The 26,138-nt window shown below is 60.3% G+C and carries 28 protein-coding genes; 2 read left to right on the top strand and 26 right to left on the bottom strand.

Translation table 11 applies throughout. The features are described from left to right. Position 1: 1 nt before the first annotated feature. The 12 genes from F8N43_RS27190 to F8N43_RS27135 all read right to left on the bottom strand — a co-directional run bounded on the left by F8N43_RS27190 (position 2) and on the right by F8N43_RS27135 (position 9,408). Positions 2-358 (bottom strand): PilZ domain-containing protein, encoded by a 357-nt coding sequence (locus F8N43_RS27190; RefSeq protein ID WP_150631725.1) that lies wholly within the window; start codon positions 356-358, stop codon positions 2-4. Positions 359-400: 42 nt separating this feature from the next. Beyond that, positions 401-1,387 carry a DNA polymerase III subunit delta' gene (locus tag F8N43_RS27185; RefSeq protein WP_008031605.1) on the bottom strand — a complete coding sequence of 329 codons (987 nt, stop codon included), beginning with the start codon at positions 1,385-1,387 and terminating at the stop codon, positions 401-403. Next, the gene (gene tmk / locus F8N43_RS27180) at positions 1,380-2,012 is read right to left on the bottom strand and encodes a dTMP kinase (RefSeq protein ID WP_150631726.1); all 633 of its coding nucleotides are present in this window, start codon (positions 2,010-2,012) and stop codon (positions 1,380-1,382) included. Before tmk ends, F8N43_RS27185 begins: the two co-directional genes overlap by 8 nt. A gap of 19 nt (positions 2,013-2,031) precedes the next feature. Then, entirely contained in the window at positions 2,032-3,246 is a 1,215-nt protein-coding gene (gene mltG, locus F8N43_RS27175; protein WP_150631727.1) for an endolytic transglycosylase MltG, read from the bottom strand. 3 nt (positions 3,247-3,249) lie between these two features. Next, entirely contained in the window at positions 3,250-4,065 is an 816-nt protein-coding gene (gene pabC / locus F8N43_RS27170; protein ID WP_150631728.1) for an aminodeoxychorismate lyase, read from the bottom strand. Then, complete coding sequence (gene fabF / locus F8N43_RS27165; protein ID WP_150631729.1) at positions 4,065-5,309, bottom strand: beta-ketoacyl-ACP synthase II; 1,245 nt, start codon at positions 5,307-5,309, stop codon at positions 4,065-4,067. Before fabF ends, pabC begins: the two co-directional genes overlap by 1 nt. Positions 5,310-5,417: 108 nt before the next feature. Further along, a complete protein-coding gene (gene acpP / locus F8N43_RS27160; protein WP_150631730.1) occupies positions 5,418-5,654 on the bottom strand; it encodes an acyl carrier protein in 237 nt (78 codons plus the stop codon). Between the two features lie 191 nt (positions 5,655-5,845). Next, positions 5,846-6,589, bottom strand: a complete 744-nt coding sequence (gene fabG / locus F8N43_RS27155) for a 3-oxoacyl-ACP reductase FabG (RefSeq protein WP_007942004.1) — start codon at positions 6,587-6,589, stop codon at positions 5,846-5,848. Between the two features lie 16 nt (positions 6,590-6,605). Then, positions 6,606-7,544, bottom strand: coding sequence for an ACP S-malonyltransferase (gene fabD / locus F8N43_RS27150; RefSeq protein ID WP_150631732.1), 939 nt, complete (start codon positions 7,542-7,544; stop codon positions 6,606-6,608). A 125-nt stretch (positions 7,545-7,669) separates the two neighbouring features. Beyond that, the gene (gene plsX / locus F8N43_RS27145; protein WP_150631733.1) at positions 7,670-8,680 is read right to left on the bottom strand and encodes a phosphate acyltransferase PlsX; all 1,011 of its coding nucleotides are present in this window, start codon (positions 8,678-8,680) and stop codon (positions 7,670-7,672) included. 4 nt (positions 8,681-8,684) lie between these two features. Then, entirely contained in the window at positions 8,685-8,867 is a 183-nt protein-coding gene (rpmF, locus tag F8N43_RS27140) for a 50S ribosomal protein L32 (RefSeq protein ID WP_008152339.1), read from the bottom strand. A 13-nt stretch (positions 8,868-8,880) separates the two neighbouring features. Next, a complete protein-coding gene (locus F8N43_RS27135) occupies positions 8,881-9,408 on the bottom strand; it encodes a YceD family protein (RefSeq protein ID WP_004371317.1) in 528 nt (175 codons plus the stop codon). 105 nt (positions 9,409-9,513) lie between these two features. Between F8N43_RS27135 and F8N43_RS27130 the strand changes: the two genes are divergently transcribed. Further along, positions 9,514-10,092 (top strand): Maf family protein, encoded by a 579-nt coding sequence (locus F8N43_RS27130; protein ID WP_150636040.1) that lies wholly within the window; start codon positions 9,514-9,516, stop codon positions 10,090-10,092. 88 nt (positions 10,093-10,180) lie between these two features. Here F8N43_RS27130 and sppA read toward each other — a convergent pair whose 3' ends face one another. From sppA to rluC, 3 genes are read right to left on the bottom strand one after another with little or no spacing between them, the layout of a single operon-like run. Further along, positions 10,181-11,170 (bottom strand): signal peptide peptidase SppA, encoded by a 990-nt coding sequence (gene sppA, locus F8N43_RS27125; protein WP_150631735.1) that lies wholly within the window; start codon positions 11,168-11,170, stop codon positions 10,181-10,183. A 24-nt stretch (positions 11,171-11,194) separates the two neighbouring features. Continuing rightward, positions 11,195-11,857 carry an HAD-IA family hydrolase gene (locus F8N43_RS27120; RefSeq protein ID WP_150654609.1) on the bottom strand — a complete coding sequence of 221 codons (663 nt, stop codon included), beginning with the start codon at positions 11,855-11,857 and terminating at the stop codon, positions 11,195-11,197. Next, positions 11,844-12,806 (bottom strand): 23S rRNA pseudouridine(955/2504/2580) synthase RluC, encoded by a 963-nt coding sequence (rluC, locus tag F8N43_RS27115; RefSeq protein WP_150631737.1) that lies wholly within the window; start codon positions 12,804-12,806, stop codon positions 11,844-11,846. The genes F8N43_RS27120 and rluC overlap by 14 nt, the downstream gene beginning before the upstream one ends. Before the next feature lie 701 nt (positions 12,807-13,507). On the opposite strand from rluC, the gene rne reads away from it, so the two are divergent. Beyond that, complete coding sequence (rne, locus tag F8N43_RS27105) at positions 13,508-16,735, top strand: ribonuclease E (RefSeq protein WP_150631738.1); 3,228 nt, start codon at positions 13,508-13,510, stop codon at positions 16,733-16,735. A gap of 172 nt (positions 16,736-16,907) precedes the next feature. Here rne and F8N43_RS27100 read toward each other — a convergent pair whose 3' ends face one another. The 11 genes from F8N43_RS27100 to F8N43_RS27050 all read right to left on the bottom strand — a co-directional run bounded on the left by F8N43_RS27100 (position 16,908) and on the right by F8N43_RS27050 (position 26,048). Further along, positions 16,908-17,504 (bottom strand): NTP transferase domain-containing protein, encoded by a 597-nt coding sequence (locus F8N43_RS27100; RefSeq protein WP_150654608.1) that lies wholly within the window; start codon positions 17,502-17,504, stop codon positions 16,908-16,910. Then, positions 17,501-18,484 carry an XdhC family protein gene (locus tag F8N43_RS27095; protein ID WP_150654607.1) on the bottom strand — a complete coding sequence of 328 codons (984 nt, stop codon included), beginning with the start codon at positions 18,482-18,484 and terminating at the stop codon, positions 17,501-17,503. Before F8N43_RS27095 ends, F8N43_RS27100 begins: the two co-directional genes overlap by 4 nt. Beyond that, positions 18,484-20,805 carry a xanthine dehydrogenase family protein molybdopterin-binding subunit gene (locus F8N43_RS27090; RefSeq protein ID WP_150654606.1) on the bottom strand — a complete coding sequence of 774 codons (2,322 nt, stop codon included), beginning with the start codon at positions 20,803-20,805 and terminating at the stop codon, positions 18,484-18,486. The genes F8N43_RS27095 and F8N43_RS27090 overlap by 1 nt, the downstream gene beginning before the upstream one ends. Then, positions 20,802-21,272: a (2Fe-2S)-binding protein gene (locus F8N43_RS27085; RefSeq protein ID WP_150636046.1), complete on the bottom strand. Its 471-nt coding sequence runs from the start codon at positions 21,270-21,272 to the stop codon at positions 20,802-20,804. Before F8N43_RS27085 ends, F8N43_RS27090 begins: the two co-directional genes overlap by 4 nt. A 247-nt stretch (positions 21,273-21,519) precedes the next feature. Further along, complete coding sequence (murB, locus tag F8N43_RS27080) at positions 21,520-22,539, bottom strand: UDP-N-acetylmuramate dehydrogenase (protein WP_150636048.1); 1,020 nt, start codon at positions 22,537-22,539, stop codon at positions 21,520-21,522. Next, a complete protein-coding gene (locus tag F8N43_RS27075; RefSeq protein WP_150631744.1) occupies positions 22,536-23,000 on the bottom strand; it encodes a low molecular weight protein-tyrosine-phosphatase in 465 nt (154 codons plus the stop codon). The genes murB and F8N43_RS27075 overlap by 4 nt, the downstream gene beginning before the upstream one ends. Continuing rightward, complete coding sequence (gene kdsB / locus F8N43_RS27070; RefSeq protein ID WP_150654605.1) at positions 23,000-23,764, bottom strand: 3-deoxy-manno-octulosonate cytidylyltransferase; 765 nt, start codon at positions 23,762-23,764, stop codon at positions 23,000-23,002. Before kdsB ends, F8N43_RS27075 begins: the two co-directional genes overlap by 1 nt. Further along, entirely contained in the window at positions 23,761-23,946 is a 186-nt protein-coding gene (locus tag F8N43_RS27065; protein WP_007945752.1) for a Trm112 family protein, read from the bottom strand. The genes kdsB and F8N43_RS27065 overlap by 4 nt, the downstream gene beginning before the upstream one ends. Positions 23,947-23,971: 25 nt before the next feature. Next, positions 23,972-24,982 (bottom strand): tetraacyldisaccharide 4'-kinase, encoded by a 1,011-nt coding sequence (gene lpxK, locus F8N43_RS27060; protein ID WP_150636050.1) that lies wholly within the window; start codon positions 24,980-24,982, stop codon positions 23,972-23,974. After that, positions 24,982-25,413 carry an ExbD/TolR family protein gene (locus tag F8N43_RS27055; protein ID WP_150631747.1) on the bottom strand — a complete coding sequence of 144 codons (432 nt, stop codon included), beginning with the start codon at positions 25,411-25,413 and terminating at the stop codon, positions 24,982-24,984. The genes lpxK and F8N43_RS27055 overlap by 1 nt, the downstream gene beginning before the upstream one ends. After that, complete coding sequence (locus F8N43_RS27050; RefSeq protein ID WP_167362937.1) at positions 25,410-26,048, bottom strand: MotA/TolQ/ExbB proton channel family protein; 639 nt, start codon at positions 26,046-26,048, stop codon at positions 25,410-25,412. Before F8N43_RS27050 ends, F8N43_RS27055 begins: the two co-directional genes overlap by 4 nt. Positions 26,049-26,138 lie beyond the last annotated feature (90 nt).

Below are 26,138 nucleotides of genomic sequence, written 5' to 3'. Positions count from 1 at the left end.
CTTACATCGTATGAGTGGGACGGTCGGACTTCAGGGCTCCGGCCAGGTGGGTTTCGATTCGACTGCGCGCGGTGTTGTCGCCGTCGTTGAACTGCACGCCGACGCCAGCGGCCCGGTTGCCTTGAGCGCCTTTGGGGGTGACCCAGGTGACCTTGCCGGCGACCGGAATTTTCTCCGGTTCGTCCATCAGGTTCAGCAGCATGAATACCTCATCGCCCAACTTGTAGCTCTTGTTGGTCGGGATAAACAGGCCACCGTTCTTGATGAATGGCATGTAGGCGGCGTAGAGCACGGACTTGTCCTTGATGGTCAGGGACAAAATGCCGTTGCGCGGCCCCGGATTGACGGCTTCATTCATGCTGACCTCCACTGCTGATGTTCAGAGGATAGGCCCAGTCGGTCACTTCTGGGTAGGCAAAGACGCCCATTGCACCAGCAGCGCTTCAAGCAACAGCACCCGATTGAGGTTGGCCTTGCTCATGACTTTCTGGCGCTGGGCGAGGATCCAGTCCTGAATGTTCAAGACTTTGTCCTGAGCGCTTTTCTGCGCCAGGTATTGAATCACCTTGCGCATATCGGCCAATCCCAACCCGTCTTCATCCTGAGTCAGTTGATAACGCAGGATCAGGCTCGACCAGTCGCAGAACCAGTCGAACAGCAATAACAGCGGAATTGCGTTCCAGCCTTCGGCCAGTTGTGTCGGCGATTGCTGCTGCTTGAGCAACTTCTTCACACCGTCGACCACCAGCGCTCGCTGTTCGCGCACTCCCTGAGCCTGCAAATTGACCGCGGCCAGCGGTGAGCCAGCAGCGAGGGTCAGCAGCTCGACGCGCTCTTCTTCCGAGCTGTCCGGCAACGCCTTGGCCAGCCACGCAAGACTCATGGCCTCGCTTGGCAGCGGACAGGCTTGCTGCACGCAGCGGCTTTTGATGGTAGGCAACAGCCGACTTGTCTGGTGACTGACCAGCAACAACACCGTATCGCCGGACGGCTCTTCAAGGCTTTTGAGCAAGGCGTTGGCGGCGTTGATGTTCATCGACTCGACCGGCTCGATCAATACCACTTTGCGCCCGCCCATCTGCGCGGTCTGGACCACGAAGCTGACCAGTTCACGAACCTGATCGACCTTGATCGCCTTGTCGGCTTCTTCCGGTTCGAGGATGTAGTTGTCAGGGTGGCTGCCGGCTTTGAGCAGCAGGCAGGATTTGCATTCGCCGCAAGCGTCCTGCGCGGTCGGACGCTGGCACAACAGGCTGGCCATCAGGCGCTCGGCCAGCGCTCGCTTGCCGATCCCGGCCGGGCCGTGCAGCAGATAGGCGTGTGCATGTTGTTTGCGACCCGCCAACTGCTGCCAGAGACTGTCCTGCCACGGATAGGCTTCAGCCACGGGTCAACTCCAGCAGACGCGGCAGCAAGGCGTCCAGCGACTGTTGAACCTGCGCCAGTGGCTGAGCGGCATCGACCAGCACATATCGCGCAGGATCGGCTTCAGCGCGCTTGAGAAACGCACGGCGCACCGCATCGAAAAACGTCCGGCCTTCGAGCTCGAAGCGATCCAGCCGACCGCGAGCACTGGCGCGGGCCAGCCCCACTTCAACCGGCAGATCGAAAATCAGTGTCAGGTCCGGGCGCAATTCGCCCTGAACGAAGCTTTCCAGCGTCGCGATGCGCTCCAGCGACAAGCCGCGACCGCCGCCCTGATAGGCGTAGGTCGAATCGGTAAAGCGATCGCACAATACCACCGCGCCACGGGCCAACGCCGGGCGGATCACGCCGGCCAGGTGCTGGGCTCGCGCGGCAAACACCAGCAACAACTCGGTGTCCGGGTCCATGACTTCATCGACCGGCGCCAACAGCACCTCGCGGATTCGCTCGGCCAAAGGCGTACCGCCCGGCTCGCGGGTCAGCACCACTTCGATACCGGCGGCGCGCAGGCGCTCGGCGAGGTATTCGCGGTTGGTGCTCTTGCCGGCGCCTTCGGGGCCTTCCAGGGTAATAAACAAGCCAGTCACAGGCAGTCCTTAGTCAGAATCATTGCGGGCTTTGCGGCGCAGGCGCATCCGGCTGGGGCACGGGTGCAGCAGCGGGCTGTTCAGCAGGTTCTTGAGTCGATTCCGGTTCGGGCACCGTCACTGGCGGCAACGCCTCGGGCGCCGCGTCAGGCGAAGCCGCCGGGATCGGTGCCTGCTCATTCGTCGCTTCTGGCGCGGTGACCGGCGCCGGACTGGAGCGGTAATCGGCGCGACGCTTGATCTGGAATTCACGCACCGCGTTGTTGTGAGCATCCAGATCATCGGAGAACACGTGGCTGCCATCACCGCGTGCGACAAAATACAGACTGTTACCGGCCACCGGGTTCAGTGCCGCATGGATCGCTTCGCGGCCGACCATCGCGATCGGCGTCGGCGGCAGACCGGAGATCACGTAGGTGTTGTAAGGGGTCGCTTCCTTGAGATGGGCGCGGGTCAACTTGCCGTTGTAACGATCACCGAGACCGTAGATAACGGTCGGATCGGTCTGCAACAGCATGCCCATTTCCATGCGCCGCACGAACACGCCAGCGATTTGCCCGCGCTCCTGCGGTACGCCGGTTTCCTTTTCCACCAGCGAGGCCATGATCAGCGCCTGGTAGGGCTCGGTGTACGGCACGTCAGCCGAGCGCTGCGCCCATTCCTTGGCGAGGACGTCATCGAGGCGATCGTAGGCTTTTTTCAGCAGATCGACGTCGGTCATGCCACGCACGAAGCGGTAGGTATCCGGGAAGAACCGGCCTTCCGGAAAGATCCCGGTATGGCCCAGCTTGTCCATCACTTCAGTGTCGCTCAAGCCATTCAGCGTTTGCTCAAGCTTTTCATCCTTGGCCAGGGCTGTGCGGACTTGATGAAAATTCCAGCCTTCGACCAGGGTCAGGCTGTACTGAACCATTTCCCCGCGCTTCCACAGACCGATCAGACCTTCGACGGTCATGCCGGGCTGCATGCGGTACTCGCCACTGTGCAACGGTTGTCCGGCCAGATTGAAGCGCCAATACACCCGCAGCCAAAACGCGTCCTTGATGACACCGTCAGCTTCGAGTCGATAGAAAGTACGGGTAGGTGTCGTGCCTTTGGGCACATCCAGCAGTTCTTCCTGACTAATGTTCAGCGGCTGTTCCAGCGCCGAATGAATTTTCCAGGCAGAAGCGCCCAACAACAGCCCCGCCAGAACCAGTCCGGTTTCCAGCAGCAGCAAGAATTTACGTCTCACGTATCAAGCATCCAGTAGCGCGCGGGCAATGGTTTGGAGTTTACGGGTGAGCGGGCCAGCCGGCCAGCTCAGTGCTGCATAGGCGCGCACCGGCCAAACGCCATAAACGCTGTTGCAGACGAAGACCTCATCAGCCCATTGCAGCTGTTCCAGGGTGATGTCGGTGATTTGCGTGGGGATTCCCGACGACTCGGCTTGAAACAATAATTCCGCACGCATCACGCCGGCAACGCCGCAGCGCTTGAGATCGGCGGTGATCAACACGCCATCGCGAACCAGGAACAGATTGCTGAACACCCCCTCAATCACACGCCCGGCCTGATCGAGCATCAGGCCTTCGGCATGCTCGGTGTCTTGCCATTCGGAACGGGCAATGACTTGCTCAAGACGGTTCAGGTGTTTGAGCCCGGCGAGCAAGGGTTGCCTGGACAGTCGTGTGGCGCAAGGAAACAGGCGAACACCCTGCTCCGCATGAACGACAGGGTAAGCGGCAGGTGCGCTGCCCTGAAGAATGCGTCGGGCCTGGGCCGCAGGATCCGGTGCGTAACCGCGCAGGCTGTCGCCGCGAGTAAGAATGAGTTTGAGCACGCCCTCGCCCAGTGCTGCGGCGTAGGCCAGCAGCTCGCTGCGGATCAGCGCGTGATCGGTGGTGATCGCCAGGCGTGAACAGCCTTGTGCCAGGCGCGACAGATGCCGGTCCAGCAACAGTGGCTGCCCGCCACGCACGGCAATGGTCTCGAACAGACCATCACCGTAAGCCAGGCCGCGATCCTTCAGCGACAGAGCGTCAGCCGGCTGACCGTCGACCCAGCTATCCATCAGTCAGCGAACCGGCGGAACACCAGCGAGCCGTTGGTACCGCCAAACCCGAAGGAGTTGGATAGCACCACATCGATGTCCATGTTGCGCGCAGTGTGCGGCACGAAGTCGAGGTCGCAACCTTCGTCCGGCTCATCGAGGTTGATGGTCGGCGGCGCCACCTGGCCGTTGATCGCCAGTACACTGAAGATCGCCTCGACCGCGCCTGCCGCACCCAGCAGGTGACCAGTCATGGACTTGGTCGAACTGACGGCCAGCTTGTAGGCGTGATCGCCGAACACCGACTTGATCGCACAGGCTTCGGCGAGGTCGCCGGCCGAAGTCGACGTGCCGTGAGCGTTGATGTACTGGACTTGATCGACGTTGACCTTGGCGTCGCGCAGAGCGTTGGTAATGCAACGTGCAGCGCCTGCACCGTCCGCAGGCGGCGAAGTCATGTGGTACGCGTCGCCACTGGTGCCGAAACCGATCAGTTCGGCATAGATGGTCGCGCCACGAGCCTTGGCGTGTTCCAGTTCCTCCAGAACCAGCGCACCGGCACCGTCCGACAGGACGAAGCCATCACGGCCCTTGTCCCATGGACGGCTGGCGCGGGTCGGCTCGTCATTGCGGGTAGACAGCGCACGGGAGGCACCGAAGCCGCCCATGCCCAGACCGCAAGCCGCCATCTCGGCACCGCCGGCAATCATCACGTCGGCTTCGTCGTACATGATGTTGCGGGCTGCCATGCCGATGCAGTGCGTGCCGGTGGTGCACGCGGTGGCGATGGCGTAGTTAGGTCCCTGTGCACCCAGATGGATCGACAGGAAACCGGAAATCATATTGATGATCGAGCCAGGCACGAAAAACGGAGAGATCCGTCGTGGGCCGGAATCATGCAGGGTACGGCTGGTCTCTTCGATATTGGTCAGACCGCCAATACCCGAACCCATGGCCACGCCGATGCGCTCACGGTTGGCGTCGGTGACTTCAAGACCGGCATTGCGAACAGCCTGAAAACCTGCGGCCAGACCGTATTGAATAAACAGGTCGAGCTTGCGGGCTTCCTTGACCGACAGATATTCCTCGACATTGAAGCCCTTTACCGAGCCGCCAAAACGGGTGGAATAGGCAGAAAGGTCGGTGTGTTCGATCAGACCAATGCCACTGCGGCCAGCCAGAATGCCCTGCCAACTGCTCGGCACATCCGTGCCCAGTGGCGACAACATACCCATACCGGTGACTACGACGCGTCTACGCGACACAGCACTCTCCTTTTTCAAATGACGACTTTGCATCAGGTCTAAAGAAAAAACCGCACGCCATGATGGCAGTGCGGTTTTTCCACGACAGCAAGCAACGATTACAAGCTATTAAGCCTGGTGGTTAGTAACGTAATCGATTGCAGCTTGTACAGTAGTGATCTTCTCAGCTTCTTCGTCAGGGATTTCGGTCTCGAATTCCTCTTCCAGAGCCATCACCAGCTCAACGGTGTCAAGGGAGTCGGCACCCAGGTCTTCAACGAAGGAAGCAGTGTTGATCACTTCTTCTTCTTTAACGCCCAGTTGCTCAGCAACGATTTTCTTGACGCGCTCTTCGATGGTGCTCATACCTTGTTTTCACTCCTAATGGACAAATTCAGGCAGCTGGCCAGTGGGTAAGTGTATAGAAAGACTTTTCAGTTTTTCAACTGAAAGCTTCACTCCTCAAACCCGGTGACCCTCTGTCTATAAATAGATTGCAGCTTTATAACGGATTTTAGACAGCTCGTATGACATTTTTTTGAAGCAATCCGTCACATTTAACTCATGTACATCCCGCCGTTCACCGGGATTGTAGCCCCAGTAACGTAAGCCGCACCGTCGGATGCAAGAAAAGCGACCACAGACGCGATCTCTTGAGCTTGCCCCAGACGGCCCAGCGGAATTTGCGTCTGCAAGGCTTCACGCTGTGCCTCGGGCAGTTCGCGGGTCATATCGGTGTCGATGAACCCAGGGGCCACCGAGTTTACCGTAATCGAACGCGAACCGACTTCACGCGCCAGGGCACGGCTGAAACCTTCCAGACCTGCCTTGGCGGCAGCGTAGTTTACTTGGCCTGCGTTGCCCATGGCACCCACAACCGAGCCAATACTGATAATTCGTCCCCAACGGGCCTTTGTCATACCGCGCAAAACGCCCTTGGACAGGCGGAACAGACTGTTCAGGTTGGTATCGACGACGTCATGCCACTCGTCGTCTTTCATGCGCATCATCAGGTTATCGCGGGTGATACCGGCATTATTGACCAGGATCGCCGGCGCACCGAACTGCTCCTGAATGCTCGCCAGCACCGCGGCAACGGATTCGTCGCTGGTGACATTGAGTTCCAGGCCGGTACCTTGAATACCATTTTCTTTCAGGGTTGCGGCGATGCGCTCGGCACCCGAGGCAGATGTCGCGGTGCCCACAACGATGGCGCCCTGACGACCCAGCTCCAGGGCGATGGCCTGGCCGATACCGCGGCTCGCACCGGTGACCAGTGCAACTTTACCTTGCAGACTCATGCAAGCTTCTCCTGATTCAGGCCTGTGCCGCACGGGCGGCAGCGAAGGCGTCTGGGGTATTGAGGTTGGATGTCGACACGCCTTCGGCGCAGCGTTTGTTCAGGCCTGCGAGCACTTTGCCAGGGCCGCATTCGACCAATTGGGTCGCGCCCTTGGCGGCCAGCGCCTGGACCGATTCGACCCAGCGCACAGGCTTATAGAGTTGCTCAAGCAGATCGCGCTTGAGGGTTTCGAGATCGGCCGGCACGTTCGCGCTGACGTTTTGTACCACAGGAATCTGTGGTTCCTGCCAGTTGATCGCAGCGATGGACTCGGCAAAACGTTCTGCCGCGGGACGCATCAGCTCGCAATGGGACGGCACGCTGACCGGCAATGGCATGGCGCGCTTGGCACCACGAGCCTTGCAGCCTTCGATGGCGCGTTCGACCGCAGCCTTGGCACCGGCGATCACGACCTGACCCGGGGAGTTGAAGTTGACCGCGCTGACCACTTCGCCTTGCGCCGCTTCGGCGCAGGCTGCCAGTACGTCAGCATCGTCCAGACCGAGAATGGCAGCCATACCGCCCTGCCCGGCCGGAACGGCTTCTTGCATCAACTGACCGCGACGCTCCACCAGCTTCACCGCGTCACCCAGACTCAGGCTGCCCGCAGCGACCAGGGCGCTGTACTCGCCCAGGCTGTGACCGGCAACGTAAGCCGGACGCGCACCGCCTTCCGCCAGCCACAGACGCCACAAGGCGATCGAAGCGGTCAGAATGGCCGGTTGGGTTTTATCGGTTTGATTGAGTTGCTCTTCCGGCCCTTGCTGGGTCAGTGCCCACAGGTCGTAACCGAGCGCAGCGGAAGCTTCTTTGAATGTTTCGAGGACCACCGGATGTTGCGCGCCCAACTCGGCCAGCATGCCGAGGGACTGCGAACCCTGTCCTGGAAAGACGAATGCGAGGGAAGCAGACATGTAACAAGCCCCTAATGATCTTGTCGTCGGAGAATTGACGTCCCGCTTGGGGGACGCAAGAAACTGACAGTTGGATGGCTAATTGAACTGAGCGGTCACATTTAAGCATTGTCCGACGAAAACGCCTAAAGCAACAAATCCTCCAGACGACCGTGAATGCGTTCCGGCAGGTTTTCCTGGATCTCGATCAAGGCACGCTGAATCGCACTCTGGAAGCCCTGAACCCCGGCCGAACCATGGCTTTTCACCACAATTCCCTGCAACCCGAGGAAGCTTGCGCCGTTATGCCGAGCAGGCGCCAGGTCAGCCTGAAGACGCTTCATCAGCGGCAGCGCCAGGGCGCCCACCATTTTCGATGCCAGGTTTTTTTTGAAAAGTGCTTCTATTCGCCCGGCAATCATGGTCGCCAGACCTTCACTGGACTTGAGCAAAATATTGCCGACAAAACCGTCACACACCACCACATCTGCCTCGCCACGGTACAAACCGTCACCTTCGACAAAACCGATGTAGTTGATGCCGCGAGCACTCTGCAACAAGGTCGCCGCCAGCTTGACCTGCTGATTGCCCTTGATGTCCTCGGTGCCGATGTTCAGCAATGCGACCCGTGGACGAACGATGCCCAGGGTTTCCGCCGCCACTGAGCCCATCACCGCAAACTGCAGCAAATGCTCGGCACTGCAATCGACGTTTGCGCCCAGGTCGAGCAACTGACAGTAACCCTTCTGCGTTGGAATCGCCGCGACCATGGCGGGTCGATCTATGCCCGGCAAGGTTTTCAACACGAATCGCGACAAGGCCATCAACGCGCCGGTATTGCCGGCGCTGACGCAGGCCTGAACCTTGCCATCACGCAACAGCTCGAGCGCCACACGCATCGACGAGTCCGGCTTGCCGCGCAAGGCCTGGGCAGGTTTTTCGTCCATGGTGATGACTTCGGATGCCGGGGCAATCGACAGGCGCGAGCGATCCGCAGCCGATTGGCCGGCGATCAGTTCTTCAAGAAGGGAGGGTTGACCGACAAGGGTCAGGTGCAGCGAGGGCGTAGCATTCAGACAAGCAAGGCTGGCCTGGACAATGCTGCGGGGACCGAAGTCCCCGCCCATTGCGTCAATCGCGATGACTTGAGCAGACAAGTGATTACTCGTCAGCGCCCTTGTCGATCACTTTACGGCCACGGTATACGCCTTCTGGCGATACGTGGTGACGCAGGTGAATTTCACCGGTGGTTTTTTCTACAGACAGAGTGCTTGCCGTCAGGGCGTCGTGCGAACGACGCATGTCACGGGCAGAGCGGGATTTTTTGTTCTGCTGAACAGCCATAATTGATTAACTCCTAAACGTTTGGGTCACGCTTTAACTGCGCCAATACACTGAACGGGTTGGACCGCGTTACCTCGTCCTCGCTCGGTTCGGGCTCATCGAGACCCGCCGGCTGCTGGCATTCTTCCGGATGATGAGCAGGCACAATGGGCAAGGCGAGCAGAAGCTCCTCCTCGATCAGTGACTGCAGATCCAAAGGATCTTCGCCCAGTTCCAGCACGTCATAACCTTTCGGCAACGACTGGGTATTCGCACCCTCCTTCACCACAGCATAACTGCATTCGCTGTGGATCGGCAGGGTGACCAGCTCAAGACAACGCTGGCAAACCATTTTGACTTCGGTGTCGATAAAACTGTGGATTACCACAGACTTACGTTCATCTCGTTCAAAAACGAATTTAGCCTGCACCGTACCGACAGTGTCGGAAAGCGGGTCGCAGAGTCTCTCCAAATCGGCCAGCAGCAGTTCACCTTGAAGGGTGGTGCCACGGTCAGCCAATTTGCGCGGGTCAACGTGAGGTGGAATCGGGTCATTCAACATAGGCGCAGCATTATAGGGATGCACCCAGCCATGTCAAAGGAAATTCAGCCCTGTCCGTCACCTGGAAGCCTCGCTAGAATTTGCACCTGTATTCTGGAGATGCGCATGCTGCCTTTATTACTCGCTTCAAGCTCGGTATATCGCCGGGAATTGCTGGCCCGCTTGCAGCTGCCGTTCACCTGCAGCTCGCCGGACATCGATGAAAATCATCGACCGAACGAAACCGCCGTCGAACTGGTAAAGCGCCTCGCTGAAGAAAAAGCCCAGGCCCTCGCCGGCAGCCACCCCGCTCATCTGATTATCGGTTCCGACCAGGTCGCGGTTCTCGGCGAGCGCATTATCGGTAAACCCCACACCTTCGAAAAGGCTCGCGAACAGTTGCTGGCCTCAAGCGGCGCCAGCGTGACCTTCCTGACCGGCCTGGCCCTGCTCAACAGCCAGACCGGACGCTGCCAGGTCGACTGCGTACCGTTCACCGTGCACATGCGCACACTCGATGCCGCACGCATCGAACGCTATCTGCGCGCCGAAACGCCTTACGACTGCGCTGGCAGCTTCAAAGCCGAAGGCTTGGGGGTGAGCCTGTTTCAAAGCACCGAAGGCCCTGACGCCACCAGCCTGATCGGCCTGCCACTGATTCGCCTGATCGACATGCTGCTGGCCGAAGGCGTGCAAATCCCCTGAGACGCCAACGCCGACAAGCCAGCTCCTTGTTACATACCCCCCATAAAAAACCGGCCACGAAGGCCGGTTTTTTTATGCGGACGGCAGATCAGCGCAGCGACGGGCCGTGAAAACCCATCCACATCGCCAACTGCTCAGCCACGCTGGCGCCAAGCTTCTTCGAGAAGCGATCGAACGGCGATTCCTGAACGGTGAAGTCCACCAACTCTTTCTCGCCAATCACATCGCGCGCTACCGAACTGGCATTACCCAGGCCATCGATCAACCCCAGCGGCAGCGCCTGCTCACCGGACCAGACCAACCCGGAGAACAACTCCGGATGCTCTTTGTCCTTGAGGCGATCGCCACGCCCCTTCTTGACGCTGCTGATGAACTGCTGGTGCGTCGTATCGAGTACGCCTTGCCAGAATTGGGTCTCCTCAGGCTTCTGCGGCTGGAACGGATCAAGGAACGACTTGTGCTCGCCCGACGTGTAGGTCCGACGCTCGACACCGAGTTTCTCCATGGTGCCGACAAACCCGTAACCGGCCGCCGTCACACCAATCGAACCCACCAGACTCGCCTTGTCGGCGTAAATCTGATCTGCCGCGCTGGCGATGTAATAGGCACCGGAAGCGCCCAGATCGGAGATCACCGCGTAAACCTTGGTGTCCGGGTGCAAGCCGCGCAACCGGCGAATTTCGTCATAAACATAGCCGGATTGCACTGGACTACCGCCCGGACTGTTGATGCGCAGGATGACACCTTTGACCTTCTCATCTTCGAAGGCGGCACGCAGGCTGCCGACGATGTTGTCAGCGCTGGCAGGCTCCTTGTCGGCGATCATGCCCGTCACGTCGATCAGCGCAGTGTAATTGGCACTACGGGTGGCAGCTTTTTCCATGTCCATCAGCGGCGTAAACAGAATCAACGCGCCAAACAGGTACACAAAGGTCAGCAACTTGAAGAAAATCCCCCAGCGCCGCGACCGGCGCTGTTCCTGCACGCTGGCCAGCAGCGTCTTTTCCAGCAGCTTCCAGCTCTTCTCGTCACCGCTCTCCGCACTCGCCTTGGCGGGTGCTTTCCATTCGTCGGTCATGACATCTACCCCAGCAAAAATCTATTAGGCCCGCTGATTCAGCCAGGCATGCAATTCTGAAAAATGGTCGATGGCCAGCGCCGGCTCAAACAGTTTCAGCGCCTCGATCGACTGCGCACCGTAGCTGACCGCCACCGAATCCATGCCGGCGTTGCGCGCCATCTGCAGATCGAAGGACGAATCACCAACCATCAACGCTTGCTCCGGGCGAACCTCACAATGGGCGAGGATCTGCTCAAGCATCAGCGGATGGGGTTTGCTGGCGGTTTCATCAGCCGCGCGGGTGATGTCGAAATAACCGTCCCAGCCGTGCGCCTTCAACACCCGATCCAGACCGCGACGCGCCTTGCCTGTCGCAACCGCCAAGTGATAACCCTCGGCGCGAAATGCCTCCATCGACTCGACAACCCCTTCGAACAACGGCGAAGGCACTGCTTCCGAGGCGATGTAGTGGTCCGCATAATGCTCGCGAAACGCCACCAGCTCGGTATCACTGATCTCGGGATACAACGTACGAATCGCCTCCGGCAGCCCCAGGCCGATGATGCCTTTGACAGCAAAATCATCGCGCAACTGGAAGCCGGAACGCTCGGACGCGACGTGCATCGCCTCGACAATCCGACCAATGGAGTTGGCGAGAGTGCCGTCCCAATCAAAAATCAGCAGCTTGTAGTCAGATGGGTGCACTCAGGCGCTCCACGGTCTTGGCCCACATTTCATCCACCGGCGCTTGCAACTTCAACTCGCCGCCATCCGGCAGCGGCACAGTCAGCATGTAAGCATGCAGAAACAGGCGCTTACCGCCGAGGTCGCGGATTTCCTTACTGAAACCTTCGTCGCCGTACTTGGTGTCGCCGGCGATGCAATGCCCGGCATGCAAGGTGTGAACGCGAATCTGGTGAGTCCGCCCGGTGATCGGCTTGGCTTCGATCAGGGTGGCAAAGTCGCCGAAACGACGCAGGACCTTGAACACGGTCACAGACTCCTTGCCCTCCTCCTCGTCGACTTCGACCATGCGCTCGCCGGAACGCAGATTGCTCTTGCCGAGCGACGCCCGGACCTGCTTGATCGAGGCCGCCCAGTTACCGCGCACCAGCGCCATATAGCGCTTATCGACGCCATCGCCGCGCAAGGCCGTGTGCAAGTGACGCAGCATGCTGCGCTTCTTGGCGATCATCAGAAGGCCGGAAGTGTCACGGTCCAGGCGGTGAACCAGCTCGAGCTCCTTGCAATCCGGACGCAACTGACGAAAGGCTTCGATCACGCCATAAGTCAGCCCGCTGCCGCCATGAACCGCAATGCCGCAAGGCTTGTTGATCACGATTAGCGCTTTGTCTTCGTAGACAATCGAGGCTTCGAGTCGCTGCAGCAGGCCTTGGGCCAGCGGCACAGGTTCGTCGCGCTCGGGCACGCGAACCGGCGGCACGCGCACGATATCGCCCGCCTGCAGCTTGTATTCGGGCTTGATCCGACCTTTGTTCACTCGCACTTCGCCTTTGCGCAAAATGCGGTAAATCAGGGTCTTGGGCACGCCTTTGAGCCGAGCGAGAAGGAAGTTATCAATACGTTGGCCGGCATATTCCGGCGAGACCTCAAGCAGTTGTACGGCTGGGGTCGAGGGGGCAGTAGTCGTCATGGCGCGGATGATATCAATTTTTTATGGAATTGAAGCACTTAATCATTACTGCTATAGTCGCGAACGCCGCCAAAAGCGGCCTGGACAGCGGACCAACGGTCAAAAACCGGCCCTGACCAATGCAATTCACCAGGACGCGAGGCCGTCCTACGGGGCTTTCGCTACGTAACGGTGGAGTTTGCAGGTGTAACGAGCGCAGGTGACATGAGGCCTGAATCACGCCGCAAAGCAGAGTTTTCACTCGCTACGCGAGCCAATATTCACGGCCAGTTCACAAAGTGCAGTCAGCTGCGAATGACCCCGAGCGAACGCTTCGGAAACAACGCCTAAATTAGCCATGATGCGTGACCTCCCCTTTCGGAGCTCACGGTAAATGCCAACCCGCTGCGGATTCTGCGCGCGGCAGCACCCGAATTATCAGGGATACGTGTAGGGTGGAGATGCACAACCGCTGGACTGTGTAGCAATAGGCTTTATCAAGACGCTTCATCTCGTCCACAGCCGCTGGTTGATTCCTCCTCCTGACTGAGTGCTTAAGTAGCCACAGCAAGCAGGACGCGTACGTCGCGACAAAGGCCCACATTGGCCGGACATCGCTGGACACGGGAATGGCCAACCACTCCTGACGCACCTGACACCGACCGTGAGAAGTCGTGTGTGCCGAACGCCGTTTCCGGCAGCCCGGAAACCGACGGTACTACATGAAAAGAATGCTGATTAACGCAACTCAACCCGAAGAGTTGCGTGTTGCACTGGTAGATGGCCAACGCCTCTACGACCTGGACATCGAATCCGGTGCACGCGAGCAGAAGAAGGCCAACATCTATAAAGGCCGGATTACTCGCATCGAACCAAGCCTTGAGGCTGCCTTTGTCGATTTCGGCTCCGAGCGCCACGGCTTCCTGCCCCTCAAAGAAATCTCCCGCGAATACTTCAAGAAAGCCCCTGAAGGCCGCGTCAACATCAAGGACGTCCTGAGCGAAGGCCAGGAAGTCATCGTTCAGGTCGAAAAAGAAGAACGTGGCAACAAGGGCGCCGCCCTGACCACCTTCATCAGCCTGGCCGGTCGCTACCTGGTTCTGATGCCGAACAACCCGCGTGCCGGCGGTATCTCCCGTCGCATCGAAGGTGAAGAGCGCAACGAACTGCGTGAAGCCCTGAACGGTCTGGTTGCCCCGGCCGACATGGGTCTGATCGTGCGCACTGCCGGCCTGGGCCGCAGCAGCGAAGAAATGCAGTGGGACCTCGATTACCTGCTGCAACTCTGGACCGCCATCAAAGAAGCCTCGCTGGATCGCTCCGCGCCATTCCTGATCTACCAGGAAAGCAACGTGATCATCCGCGCCATCCGCGATTACCTGCGCCAGGACATCGGCGAAGTGCTGATCGACAGCGTTGAAGCCCAGGACGAAGCCCTGACCTTCATTCGCCAGGTGATGCCGCAGTACGCCAGCAAGATCAAGCTGTACGAAGACAGCGTTCCGCTGTTCAACCGTTTCCAGATCGAAAGCCAGATCGAGACCGCATTCCAGCGCGTCGTTGAACTGCCTTCCGGCGGCTCCATCGTGATCGATCCGACCGAAGCCCTGGTGTCCATCGACATCAACTCGGCGCGCGCCACCAAAGGCAGCGACATCGAAGAAACCGCCCTGCAGACCAACCTTGAAGCGGCCGAAGAAATCGCCCGTCAGTTGCGCTTGCGCGACATCGGCGGCCTGATCGTCATCGACTTCATCGACATGACCCCTGCCAAGAACCAGCGCGCCGTGGAAGAGAAAGTCCGCGAATGCCTGGAAGCCGACCGCGCTCGCGTGCAAGTCGGTCGCATCTCGCGCTTCGGCCTGCTGGAAATGTCCCGTCAGCGCCTGCGTCCATCGCTTGGCGAAAGCAGCGGCATTGTTTGCCCGCGTTGCAACGGCACCGGCATCATCCGTGACGTTGAATCGCTGTCGCTGGCGATCCTGCGCCTGATCGAAGAAGAAGCCCTGAAAGACCGCACCGCCGAAGTTCGCGCACAAGTGCCGATTCCGGTCGCAGCCTTCCTGCTCAACGAAAAACGCAACTCGATCACCAAGATCGAACTGCGCACCCGCGCCCGCATTGTCATTCTGCCGAACGATCACCTCGAAACGCCGCACTTCGAAGTTCAGCGTCTGCGCGATGACAGCCCGGAAGCCGCGGTCGGCCAGTCCAGCTACGAAATCGCTGCTGCCGCTGCCGAAGTCGAAGAAGTCCAGCCTGCCGCTGCGACCCGCACCCTGGTTCGCCAGGAAGCCGCGGTCAAGACTGCGCCGGCCCGCGCCAACGCTCCGGTTCCGACCGAAGTCGTCGCCGCACCTGTTGCTGCACCGGCCGTCGTGCCAGAGCCAAGCCTGTTCAAAGGCCTGGTGAAGTCGCTGGTCGGTCTGTTTGCAACCAAGGAAGAGCCTGCTGCTCCGGTTGCGGTTGAAAAACCGGCGACCACCGAGCGCCCGGCCCGCAACGAAGAGCGTCGCAACGGCCGCCAGCAGAGCCGCAACCGTAACGGTCGCCGCGATGAAGAGCGCAAGCCTCGCGAGGAACGTGCACCGCGTGAAGAACGTGCACCACGTGAACCACGCGAAGCCCGTGAAGAAACTCCGGCAGTCGCTCGCGAAGAGCGCGCACCACGTGAAGAGCGTGCACCACGTGCCCCTCGTGAAGAACGCGCACCGCGCGCGCCTCGCGAAGATCGCAAGCCACGTGGCGAGCGTGAAGAACGGGTTCGTGAACTGCGTGAACCGCTCGACGCTGCCGCTCCGACTGCTGCTCCGGCTGCTGCTACTGCTGAAGAGCGTCCAGCTCGTCAGCCACGTGAAGAACGTGCGCCACGCCCTCCGCGTGAAGAACGTCAACCGCGTGCCGAGCAAGCCGCTGCCGCTGTTGCCGAAGAAGAGTTGACCGGCAACGAGGAGCAACTGCAGGAAGACGGTCAGGAAGGCGCCGAAGGCGATCGTCCACGCCGCCGCTCCCGTGGCCAGCGTCGTCGCAGCAACCGTCGCGAGCGTCAACGCGATGCCAACGGCAACGTGATCGAAGGTTCGGAAGAATCGGAATCCGCTGAAGGTAACGAAGCCGCCGAAAGCAACGCAGCGCCAAGCGCTGCCGATCTGGCCGCCGGCCTGGCTGTTACCGCAGCCGTTGCCAGCAGCGTGATCAGCGCTCCAGCCGAAGCACAGGCCAACGAGCAAGCCGAACGCGCCACTGCCGCCACACTGGAAACTGCTCCAGTCGAAGCGCCAGTCGTTGAAGCGACCACGCCTGTAGAAGCAACCTCCGCTCCGGAAGTCGAAGTGGCCCCGGTTCGTGAAGCACAGCCTGAAGTCGAAGCAGCCGCTGAGCCAGCCTTTGTTGCTGAAGCGCCTGCCGTGGTTGCAGAGTCGGTTGTTGAAGCTGAAACCGTCGCTGAAACCGTGACCGAAACCGTTCGTGAAGTTCGCGAAGAGCAAACCGCTTTCAACTGGGTTGCCGAGCCGGTAACGGTCGAAACTCCAGCGCCGGTCGCTGAAGTAGCGGCTGTTGAGCCTGCGGTTGTGGCTTCTGAACCAGAAGCTGCTCCGGTTATTGAAGCCCCTGTTGTCGCCGAAGTGGCTGCGCCAGTGGTTGAAGCTGCCCCGGCCAGCGCCCTGACGCCAAGTGGCCGCGCGCCGAACGACCCGCGTGAAGTGCGTCGTCGCAAGCGTGAAGAAGAGCGCCTGCAGAAGGAAGCCGAACTGGCTGCCGCTGCTGCTCCGGTCGAAGTGGCACCGGTTGTGGCTGAAGTCGTCGAGGCAGCTCCTGCCCCGGCTGCTGAAGTCACTGCCGAGCCAGTTGACTCCGTGATCGACGAAGCACCGCGCTCCGTCCAGGAAGCGGTAGAGCAACACGAGCAAGCCCTGGAAAAAGAGCACGAGCCTAAACCGCTCGTCTGATTCCATCGGCCACTAAAAAGCCCCGCCTGGTGAACCAGGCGGGGCTTTTTTTTATGTCTCCGAATACACCGCCCCCTGTGGGAGCGAGCCTGCTCGCGATGGCGATTTAACATTCAACATTGATGCAAGCTGACCCACCGCCATCCCGAGCAGGCTCGCTCCCACAGGGAATTTATGCCGGTTTGAAGATCAGTGATTCAGGCACATCCACATCCCACAACACCCCGGGATCGTCCACCACCACCTCAACCACCTTCGCCGAGGCAAACAACGGCTTGGCCCCACGATCACCCGACAATCCCATCAACGCCGGTCCAAACGTACGCCCAAAACCCACGGGATGTCCGTACTCGCCATTGATCAACGGAACACTGATTACGTCATCAGCAATCTCCGCCACTACCTGCTCAATACTGGAAGGCAAAATAAACGGCATATCTCCCAACACAATCAACCAGCCACCGAGCTGCGAGCATGCCGACACCCCGGCCGCAATGCTGTCGCCCATGCCGGTCGATTCGATCAACACAACCTCGACACCATAGGCCTTGGCCATGCGAATCACTTGTGGGCGATCTTCGGTCGTCACCAGCACGCGCTTCTCAAGGCCGGCTGGCAAATTCACCAGCACCTGCTCAATTACGGAACGAACGGCGCCATCGCGTCCCGTACAGTCCGCCAACAACTTATCCTTGTCGGCTCCCGCCACCTGCCGAAACCGGTCGCCCTGCCCCGCTGCCAACACGATGACGCCGATTGGCTCAGTCATACCTCCTCCCGCAACGGCTTCTTCTGCTTCAGCTCGACGCCGTTCTTGATCGCGACGATTTCGGCCAGCAACGACAAGGCGATTTCCGCCGGGGAATGGCTGCCGATGTGCAGACCGATCGGCCCGTGCAAGCGCTCGATGGCCTCTTGTGACAAGCCTAGCTGAGCCAGGTTTTCCCGGCGCTTCAGGCTGTTGACCCGAGAACCCAGCGCACCGACGTAAAACGCCCTGGAATCGAGCGCCGTGAGCAGGGCCATGTCATCCAGGCGCGGATCGTGAGTCAACGCGACAATCGCCGTGCGTTCGTCGGTCTGGATGTTCAGCACGGCTTCGTCCGGCATACCGGAGACAAAGCGTCCGTGCTGCTCTTCCCAGCCGTAGACAAATTCGGTGCGCGGATCGCAGATCAGCACTTCGAAATCCAGCAACCGCGCCATCTCGGCAACATAACGGGACAATTGCCCCGCGCCGATCAGCAACAATCGCCAACGCGGACCGTAGATCGCACGCAACGTGTGACCGTCGAAACTCAGCACATCGCTCTTGTTCGCCGGCTGCAACACCACGTCACCGGTCGCAACATCCAGCGAGCGCGCGACGATTTCATGGGCTTCGCAACGCGCCAGCAATTCAGCGACCCAGGCCGGGTCACCGACGCGCTCCTCAGTCAGACGCAACGTGCCGCCGCAGGGCAAACCAAACCGTGCGGCCTCCTCGCGAGTGACCCCGTAAGTGATCAGTTGCACCGGCGGCCCGTCAGCCGGAATCCGGCCATCGTGCAACCGGGCAATCAGATCGTCCTCGACACAACCACCGGAGACCGAACCGATCACCACCCCGTCTTCGCGCAGGGCCAGCATCGCGCCAGGGGCCCGAGGCGCGGTGCCCCAGGTCTGGACCACGCTGTACAACACCACTCGCTGACCGGCGCGGCGCCACTCCAGCACACTGCGCAGGACGTTCAGATCGACGCTGTCCATCAGGCCTCGGCCTTCTGCCAACCTTGCAGTTGAAAACGCACCGGCAAGTCGCGGATGCGTTTGCCGGTGGCGGCAAAGATGGCATTGCACAGCGCCGGCGCAATCGGCGGCACGCCCGGTTCACCGACACCGCCCAACGGCACAACGCCCGGCGGAGTCACCAGATGCACGGCGACTTCCTTCGGCGCCAGGGACATGCGCGCCACTTCGTACATGTGGAAGTTGTCCTGCTGGACCTTGCCGTCCTTGAAGCTGATTTCGCCCAGCACCGCGTTGCCCAGGCCCATCACGCAGGCACCTTCGAACTGCGAGCGAATCCGCTCCGGGTTGATCTGCGGGCCGCAATCCACGGCAATATCGGCCTTGTGCACAATCAATGTGCCATCGTCTTTGACTTCGACCTCGATCACCGCCGCCACATAGGTGACGAAGCTGTAATGCACCGCCAACCCCAGGCCTCGGCCCTTCGGCAACTCACGTCCCCAACCCGCCGCTTTGGCAGCGGTTTCCAGCACCGTGCGCATCCGTCCGGTGTCGATCGGATAGCGCTCCGGCGACTCGCCGTAGTTCCACTCTTCACTCAAGGTGCGCGGATCGATCTGACGGTCCGGGCCGAGCAATTTGATTTGGTACTTGAGCGGATCCTGTTTGGCCTTGTGCGCCAGTTCATCGACAAAGCTCTGGATCGCAAAGCCGTGAGGAATGTTCGACACCGAGCGATACCAGCCGACCCGCGTATGAATCGCCGCTTCCGGGTTCTCCAGGCGCACGTTGGGAATCGCGTAGGCCATGTTGGTAAAGCCCATGCCCAGCTCGAAAGCAGCCTCGTGGTTCATGCCCGGCGCGAACAGCGCGGTGATACTCGGTGCCACCGTGCGGTGCAGCCAACCCGACGGCAGACCGTCCTTGCCCAGACTGGCCTTCAGGTATTCGGCCGAGACGGTGTGGAAATACGAACAGTGGATGTCATCTTCACGGGTCCATTGCACCCGCACCGCCTTACCGGGGAATTCCTTGGCGAGGATCGCTGCTTCGATGATGAAATCCGGCTTGGACTTGCGGCCGAAACCTCCGCCGAGCAAGGTGACGTGGAACGTGACGTTATCGAACGCAATGCCCAGGCGTTCGCCGATTCGCTCACGGGTGACCTGCGGCGCCTGGCTTGGCGCCCAGGCTTCGCACACACCATCCTTGAAACGGGCGATGGCGACCATCGGCTCCATCGGTGCTTGAGCCAGGTGCGGCAAATAGTAAGAGGCTTCAACGGTGCTGCTGGCGCTGCTCATGGCCTCATCGATGTTGCCGGTATTGCGCACCACTTTGCCGGGCTTGAGTGACGCTGCTTCAATTTCCTTGCGATAGGCGATCGAGTCGTAACTGGCGTTGGGGCCGTCGTCCCATTCGATTTTCAGCGCGTCGCGGCCCTTGATGGCCGCCCAGGTGTTGCTGGCCACCACCGCCACGCCACCCAACGGCTGGAACTCCGAGGGCAGCGGACGGCCTTCGATCTGGATGACTTTGATCACACCGGGGACTTTCATTGCAGCGCTGTCATCCAAGGATTTGACCTTGCCGCCGTAGACCGCCGGACGTGCGATGGTGGCGTAAAGCATTCCATCGAAATGCACGTCGGCGCCGTAGATCGCGCGACCGTTGACGATGTCTGCACCGTCGATGGCCTTGGTGCCTTCCTTGCCGATGTAGCGGAATTCTGACGGATCCTTGAGTCGTAGACTGTCACGCGGCGGCACCGCCAGCGCACCGGCCGCGACGGCGAGCGCGCCGTAACCCAGTTCACGACCGCTCGGTTTATGGATGACTTTGTGCAATTGCGCATGGCACTCGCCGACCGGAACTTTCCACTGTTCGGCGGCCGCTTGTTCGAGCATGGTCCGCGCAGCAGCACCGCAGCGGCGCATCGGTTCGTACCAATGGCGCATGCTGCGCGAGCCGTCGGTGTCCTGGTTACCGAAGCGCACCTCGTCGCCTGGCGCTTGCTGCACTTTCACCAGAGCCCAGTCGGCGTCCAGTTCATCGGCTACCACCATGGTCAAACTGGTGCGCACGCCCTGGCCCATTTCCGAGCGGTTGCAGACCACGGTCACCGTGCCATCTGCAGCGATGCTGACGTACACCTTCGGATCATCAACCCAACCGTTAGGCATGCCGTCGGCGCCGAATTTCTTTTCCTTCTCGGCGGCGAACGCGTCCTGCCAGCCCCAACTCGCGGCGACTACCAGCGCACTGGTGGCACCGACGCCTTTGAGGAAACCACGGCGACTGAGGTTGCTCAGGGCGAAATCATTCGGTAACTGGCTCATGCCTTGGCCTCCTTCAGGTGGGTGGATGCCTGGCGGATGGCGGTCTTGATCCGGTTGTACGTGCCGCAACGGCAAATATTGCCGACCATCGCCTCTTCGATCTGTTCGTCGCTCGGGTTCGGATTGGTCTTGAGCAGTGCCGTGGCGGACATGATCTGCCCGCCCTGGCAATAACCGCACTGGGCGACGGCGGTGTCGAGCCAGGCCTGCTGAACGATTTGCCCGACCGGATCGGCGTGCAGGTTGTCGATGGTGCTGACGTTCTGGCCGATCACCGAACCGATCGGCGTGATGCAACTGCGCGCCGGGGCGCCTTCGATATGAATGGTGCAGGCGCCGCACAGGCCCATGCCGCAGCCGAATTTGGTGCCGTTGTAACCGACCACGTCGCGGATGGCCCAGAGCAGCGGCATGTCCTCGGTGACATCGAGTTGATGGTCTTGACCATTGAGCTTCAGGGTAATCATGGGCACGCCCGCATATTTATATGGGTTATGGGGTCGAGCAATCTGCCGCTTGGGGATTAGCGGTTGGCATCACGCAGATCGACTCAGGCTAATGAGGCTCTCTTATGCGGACGGCGACGTCTGCATCGGGCCTTTGGTGGAGCAAATGCTTGCATCGTTAGGGGGCTAAGTTAACCCAGCATTAACAAAAAAGCCCTGCACAATCGAAGATGTGCAGGGCTTTGAGATCAGTCTTGAAAGCGTAGCCTCAATACCGATTGGGCTCCATTTCCAGATCGACGTGAAAACGTTCGCAAATATCTTTTTGAATGCGTTGTGCCAGGTTCAACAACTGCAGACCAGTCGCACCCCCGTAGTTGACCAGCACCAGCGCCTGCAATTTATGCACGCCCGCGTCGGCCTCGCGGAAACCTTTCCACCCTGCCCGCTCGATCAGCCAGCCCGCGGCCAGTTTCATCTGCCCGTCGGGTTGCGCGTAAGCCACCAGGTCCGGGTACTCGACTTTGAGCTGAGCGACCAGCGCAGCCGACACCAATGGATTCTTGAAGAAGCTGCCGGCATTACCGAGCACCGCCGGGTCCGGAAGCTTTTCGTTGCGGATGCTGCAAATCGCCCGACTGACGTCGCTGGCGGTCGGCTGATCGATGCCTTGCTCGGTCAGACGCTGACGTACCGGGCCGTACTCCAGATGCAGGTGTTCGGCGCGGTCGAGGGCGAAACGAACCCGCAGGATCAACCAGCGCCCCGGCTCCTGTTTGAACAGGCTGTCGCGGTAAGCGAAGTTGCACTCGGCCAGCGTGAAGTCGCGCATTTCGCCGGTCTGGCGATCCAGCGCGGTCAGGCCGGCAAACACGTCCTTGATCTCCACACCGTAGGCACCGATGTTCTGCATCGGTGCCGCGCCGACGGTGCCGGGGATCAGACTGAGGTTTTCAAGCCCCGACAGCCCCTGCGCCAGCGTGTGTTGCACGAATGGATGCCAAGGCTCGCCAGCCTCGGCTTCGATCACAACCTTGTTGCCGTCGTCGCTCAGGATACGAATTCCGCGTGTCGCCATGCGCAGCACCAGCGACTGGATATCGGCGGTCAGCAGCAAATTGCTGCCACCGCCAATCACCAGCAACGGCACGTCATGTTGTGCGGCGTAGGCCAAGGCTTCCCGCACGTCGGCATCACTGTGGGCCTCGGCAAACAAGCGCGCCTGAACGTCCACGCCAAAGCTGTTGTAAGGCTTGAGCGAAACCTGTGGCCGAACCCGCACACTCATAACCGGCCCTTCAATTCGATCACCAGCAGATCACAGGCGCTTTCGATCAAGTCGAGCACCTGCTCAAAGCCTTGTTCGCCGTCGTGATACGGGTCCGGGACTTCGTCGACTTCCAACTGGTAGCGTTGCAGGAACAGATCCAGCTCAGCCCTGCCACTGGCCGGTTGCAAGGCCTTGAGATTGCGCAGATTGCTGTTGTCCATCGCCAGGATCAAATCATAAGTGGCGAAATCGGCGCGGCTCACTTGCCGGCCGCGTTGAGCGGACAGGTCATAACCACGCGATTTGGCCGCGGCCTGGCTGCGTTGGTCCGGCGCGTTGCCAACGTGCCAGTCACCGGTGCCGGCGGAGGCGACTTCGACTTGATCGGCCAGCCCCGCTTCCCGCAGTTTATGCCGCAGCACGCCTTCGGCCGTCGGTGAACGGCAGATGTTGCCCAGACAAACGAACAAAACCCGCATCAGGCCTCCAGCAGGCGACGAACGCGCTCGAGGTCTTCGACGGTGTCGACGCCGGTCGGCGGCGCGATCAATGCATCGGCGACGTGAATTCGCACGCCGTGCCACAGTGCGCGCAGCTGCTCCAGCGATTCGGTGTTTTCCAGCCAGCACGGGCCCCAGCTGACGAAGTCATGCAGGAAACCGGCGCGGTAGGCATAGATGCCGATGTGGCGACGATACGGTACGCCTTCCGGCAGCGCATCGCGACTTTTCGCGAACGCGTCCCGAGCCCATGGCAACGTCGCGCGACTGAACGTCAGCGCCAGGCCATTGAGGTCGCTGACGACCTTGACCACGTTGGGGTTGAACAGGGTTTCAACGTCTTTGATCGGCTCGGCCAACGTCGCCATGCGCGCTTCGGTATGGGCCGCGAGGTTAGCCGCGACCTGATCGATCACGCTCGGCGGGATCAGCGGTTCATCACCTTGAACGTTGACCACGATCGCGTCGGACGCCAGACCGAGTTTTTCGGCAACTTCAGCCAAACGGTCCGTGCCGGAATTGTGGTCTTCGCGGGTCAGTACCACTTCGGCGCCAAACGCGTTGCACGCCTCGACAATGCGCGCATCGTCAGTGGCAACCACCACTCGCTCGGCGCTGCTTTTGCACGCCTGTTCCCAGACGTGCTGGATCATCGGCTTGCCGGCGATCAGCAACAGCGGTTTGCCCGGCAGGCGGGTAGAGGCGTAACGCGATGGAATGACAACGGTAAAGGCTGTGGTCATTTATCCAGACGCTCGTCTGTGGTCAGGGTGCGGGCTTCGGTTTCGAGCATCACCGGGATGCCGTCGCGAATCGGGTACGCCAGACCGGCGCCCTTGCTGATCAGCTCGGTTTTGTCGGCGCTGAGCTTGAGCGGGCCTTTGCAGACCGGGCAAGCGAGGATGTCGAGCAATTTGGTGTCCATGAGCATTCCCTGGATAAAAACGGATTTAAGGCAAAAGACGAGCCGGCAACAGGCGCATCAACTGCGTATCGAACCAGGCCACGAAGGCCGGCGATGGCGCAGCATCGACCGCCAGGTACCACCAATCGGCGGCGGCGAAGGCACGGCACTTCACCGCGTCCTTTTCAGTCATTACCAACGGCAATGACGGTGTGAAATTCAAGGCCTGCACGCTGTACTCGGCGTGGTCGGCAAATGCATGCGGGACTGGTTGCCAGTGTAGCGTTTCGAGGGTTGTGAAGAAACGCTGCGGATTGCCGATCCCGGCCACGGCGTGCAGCGCCTGGCCTGCGGGAAAGTGGTCAAGGGGCCGGCGTTCGCCGCTGTGCAGATTGACCAGTTCAGTGGGTTGCAGCTGGAAGGCAAAACCGTTGTCGCGATCCTCGGTGGCGCCGTTGTACAACACCGCATCAACGCTTTGCAGGCGCTCGACCGGTTCGCGCAACGGTCCCGCCGGCAGGCAGCGCTGGTTGCCCAGGCCACGGGCGGCGTCAATCAGCACCAGTTCCAGGTCGCGGGCCAACCGGTAATGTTGCATGCCGTCGTCGGAGAGGATCAAGTCCAGTGGTTCGCTCGCCAACAGCGCTTTGACCGCGCTGCTGCGGTTCGGGTCGATCATCAATGGAACGCCGGTACGCTGGACGATCAGCAGCGGTTCGTCGCCAGCGATGTCGGCGCTTTGATCGGCTTCGACCCGCCATGGCAGTTGCGGCGGTTTGGCGCCATAGCCGCGACTGACCACGCCGACCCGTAAGCCGCAGCGCTGACAATGCTGGATCATCCACAGAATCAGCGGCGTCTTGCCGGTGCCACCCACCGTGATGTTGCCGACGACGATCAGCGGCACCGGCGGCTGATAAATCTCGCCCTCACCCGCCAGAAAGCGTTTGCGCTTGTTCACAACCACGCGCCGATACAGCCACTCCAATGGCTGCAACAGCTTCAGGGCCGGATGACCTTGGTACCACGCGGCGAGCAAGCGATCGGACATGGCCATCAGGGCGCGGGCGGCGCCGCCTCGATTGTGGTCATGCGCAGATGACTGAAGCCGAGTTTGCCGGCGGCGTCCATGGCGGTGATGACCGATTGATGCTGGGTCTTGCCGTCCGCACTGATCGACAGTGGCAGGTTGGTATCACCGTTGGATTCTTTCTGTAACGCGTCCATCAAGGTCGCCAGATCATTTTTCGGCAACAACTGATTGTTCACGGAGAACACGCCTTCGGCACTGATGGCGACGTCCAGGTGTTTGACCTGCTGGTCTTCGGCAGGCGAACCACTGACCGCTTCCGGCAGATCGACGCGCAACTGGGTTTCACGGGTGAAGGTGGTGGTGACAACGAAAAACAGCAGCAGGATAAACACCACGTCGATCAGCGACGCGAGGTTGATGTCTACCGTTTCCCGCGGTTTTCGGCGGAATTTCACGCTTTTTTGCCCTCAGCCAGGTCCACGTCACGATCACCCTGCACCACCTCGACCAGCTTGATCGCTTCCTGTTCCATGCCCACCACCAGTTCATCAATGCGGCGTTGCAGGAAACGGTGGAAGAATACCGCCGGGATACCGACCATCAGGCCTGCAGCCGTGGTGATCAAGGCCTTGGAAATACCACCGGCCAGCACGGCGGCGTTGGTGCCCATGCCCGTCCCCATGAACGCGCTGAAAATGTCGATCATGCCCAGCACGGTGCCGAGCAAACCCAACAACGGCGCCATGGCGGCGATGGTGCCCAACGCATTGATGTAGCGCTCGAGCTCATGAATCACCCGCGCGGCGGCTTCTTCGATGCACTCTTTCATGATCTCGCGACCATGCTTGGAGTTGGCCAGGCCCGCCGCCAGAATCTCACCCAACGGCGAGTTGGCGCGCAATTCCTTGAGTTTTTCTTTGTTGAGTTGCTTGTCCTTGATCCACACCCAGACCTGCCCGAGCAAGTGCTCCGGGGTCACACGACTGGCACGCAGGGTCCAGAGACGCTCGGCGACGATCGCCATGGCCGCGATGGAACTCAGAATGATCGGCAGCATCATCCAGCCGCCGGATTTGACCAATTCCCACACAGTGACAGTCCCCTCGAAAAAGTGCGCCACTCTAACATAGGGGGTGGGCGCACCGAAGACCGTGATGTCGCATCCGGTCGGGCTTTCATC

Source organism: Pseudomonas fluorescens (assembly GCF_902498065.1).
Lineage (GTDB): Bacteria > Pseudomonadota > Gammaproteobacteria > Pseudomonadales > Pseudomonadaceae > Aquipseudomonas > Aquipseudomonas fluorescens_BJ.
Note: the sequence above shows the minus strand (reverse complement) of the source record. Positions and strands in the feature narration are given on the sequence as shown.

Coding starts and splice junctions, on each gene's coding strand:
- murB (WP_150636048.1), bottom strand. CDS start 22,539: ATGAGTGTGCGGGTTCGGCCACAGGTTTCGCTCAAGCCTTACAACAGC.
- acpP (WP_150631730.1), bottom strand. CDS start 5,654: ATGAGCACCATCGAAGAGCGCGTCAAGAAAATCGTTGCTGAGCAACTG.
- pabC (WP_150631728.1), bottom strand. CDS start 4,065: ATGGATAGCTGGGTCGACGGTCAGCCGGCTGACGCTCTGTCGCTGAAG.
- F8N43_RS27095 (WP_150654607.1), bottom strand. CDS start 18,484: ATGGACAGCGTCGATCTGAACGTCCTGCGCAGTGTGCTGGAGTGGCGC.
- F8N43_RS27130 (WP_150636040.1), top strand. CDS start 9,514: ATGCTGCCTTTATTACTCGCTTCAAGCTCGGTATATCGCCGGGAATTG.
- F8N43_RS27135 (WP_004371317.1), bottom strand. CDS start 9,408: ATGTTGAATGACCCGATTCCACCTCACGTTGACCCGCGCAAATTGGCT.
- fabG (WP_007942004.1), bottom strand. CDS start 6,589: ATGAGTCTGCAAGGTAAAGTTGCACTGGTCACCGGTGCGAGCCGCGGT.
- lpxK (WP_150636050.1), bottom strand. CDS start 24,982: ATGGCCATGTCCGATCGCTTGCTCGCCGCGTGGTACCAAGGTCATCCG.
- kdsB (WP_150654605.1), bottom strand. CDS start 23,764: ATGACCACAGCCTTTACCGTTGTCATTCCATCGCGTTACGCCTCTACC.
- rpmF (WP_008152339.1), bottom strand. CDS start 8,867: ATGGCTGTTCAGCAGAACAAAAAATCCCGCTCTGCCCGTGACATGCGT.
- rluC (WP_150631737.1), bottom strand. CDS start 12,806: ATGACGACTACTGCCCCCTCGACCCCAGCCGTACAACTGCTTGAGGTC.
- fabD (WP_150631732.1), bottom strand. CDS start 7,544: ATGTCTGCTTCCCTCGCATTCGTCTTTCCAGGACAGGGTTCGCAGTCC.
- rne (WP_150631738.1), top strand. CDS start 13,508: ATGAAAAGAATGCTGATTAACGCAACTCAACCCGAAGAGTTGCGTGTT.
- F8N43_RS27090 (WP_150654606.1), bottom strand. CDS start 20,805: ATGAGCCAGTTACCGAATGATTTCGCCCTGAGCAACCTCAGTCGCCGT.
- F8N43_RS27100 (WP_150654608.1), bottom strand. CDS start 17,504: ATGACTGAGCCAATCGGCGTCATCGTGTTGGCAGCGGGGCAGGGCGAC.
- F8N43_RS27065 (WP_007945752.1), bottom strand. CDS start 23,946: ATGGACACCAAATTGCTCGACATCCTCGCTTGCCCGGTCTGCAAAGGC.
- F8N43_RS27085 (WP_150636046.1), bottom strand. CDS start 21,272: ATGATTACCCTGAAGCTCAATGGTCAAGACCATCAACTCGATGTCACC.
- F8N43_RS27190 (WP_150631725.1), bottom strand. CDS start 358: ATGAATGAAGCCGTCAATCCGGGGCCGCGCAACGGCATTTTGTCCCTG.
- F8N43_RS27075 (WP_150631744.1), bottom strand. CDS start 23,000: ATGCGGGTTTTGTTCGTTTGTCTGGGCAACATCTGCCGTTCACCGACG.
- sppA (WP_150631735.1), bottom strand. CDS start 11,170: ATGACCGACGAATGGAAAGCACCCGCCAAGGCGAGTGCGGAGAGCGGT.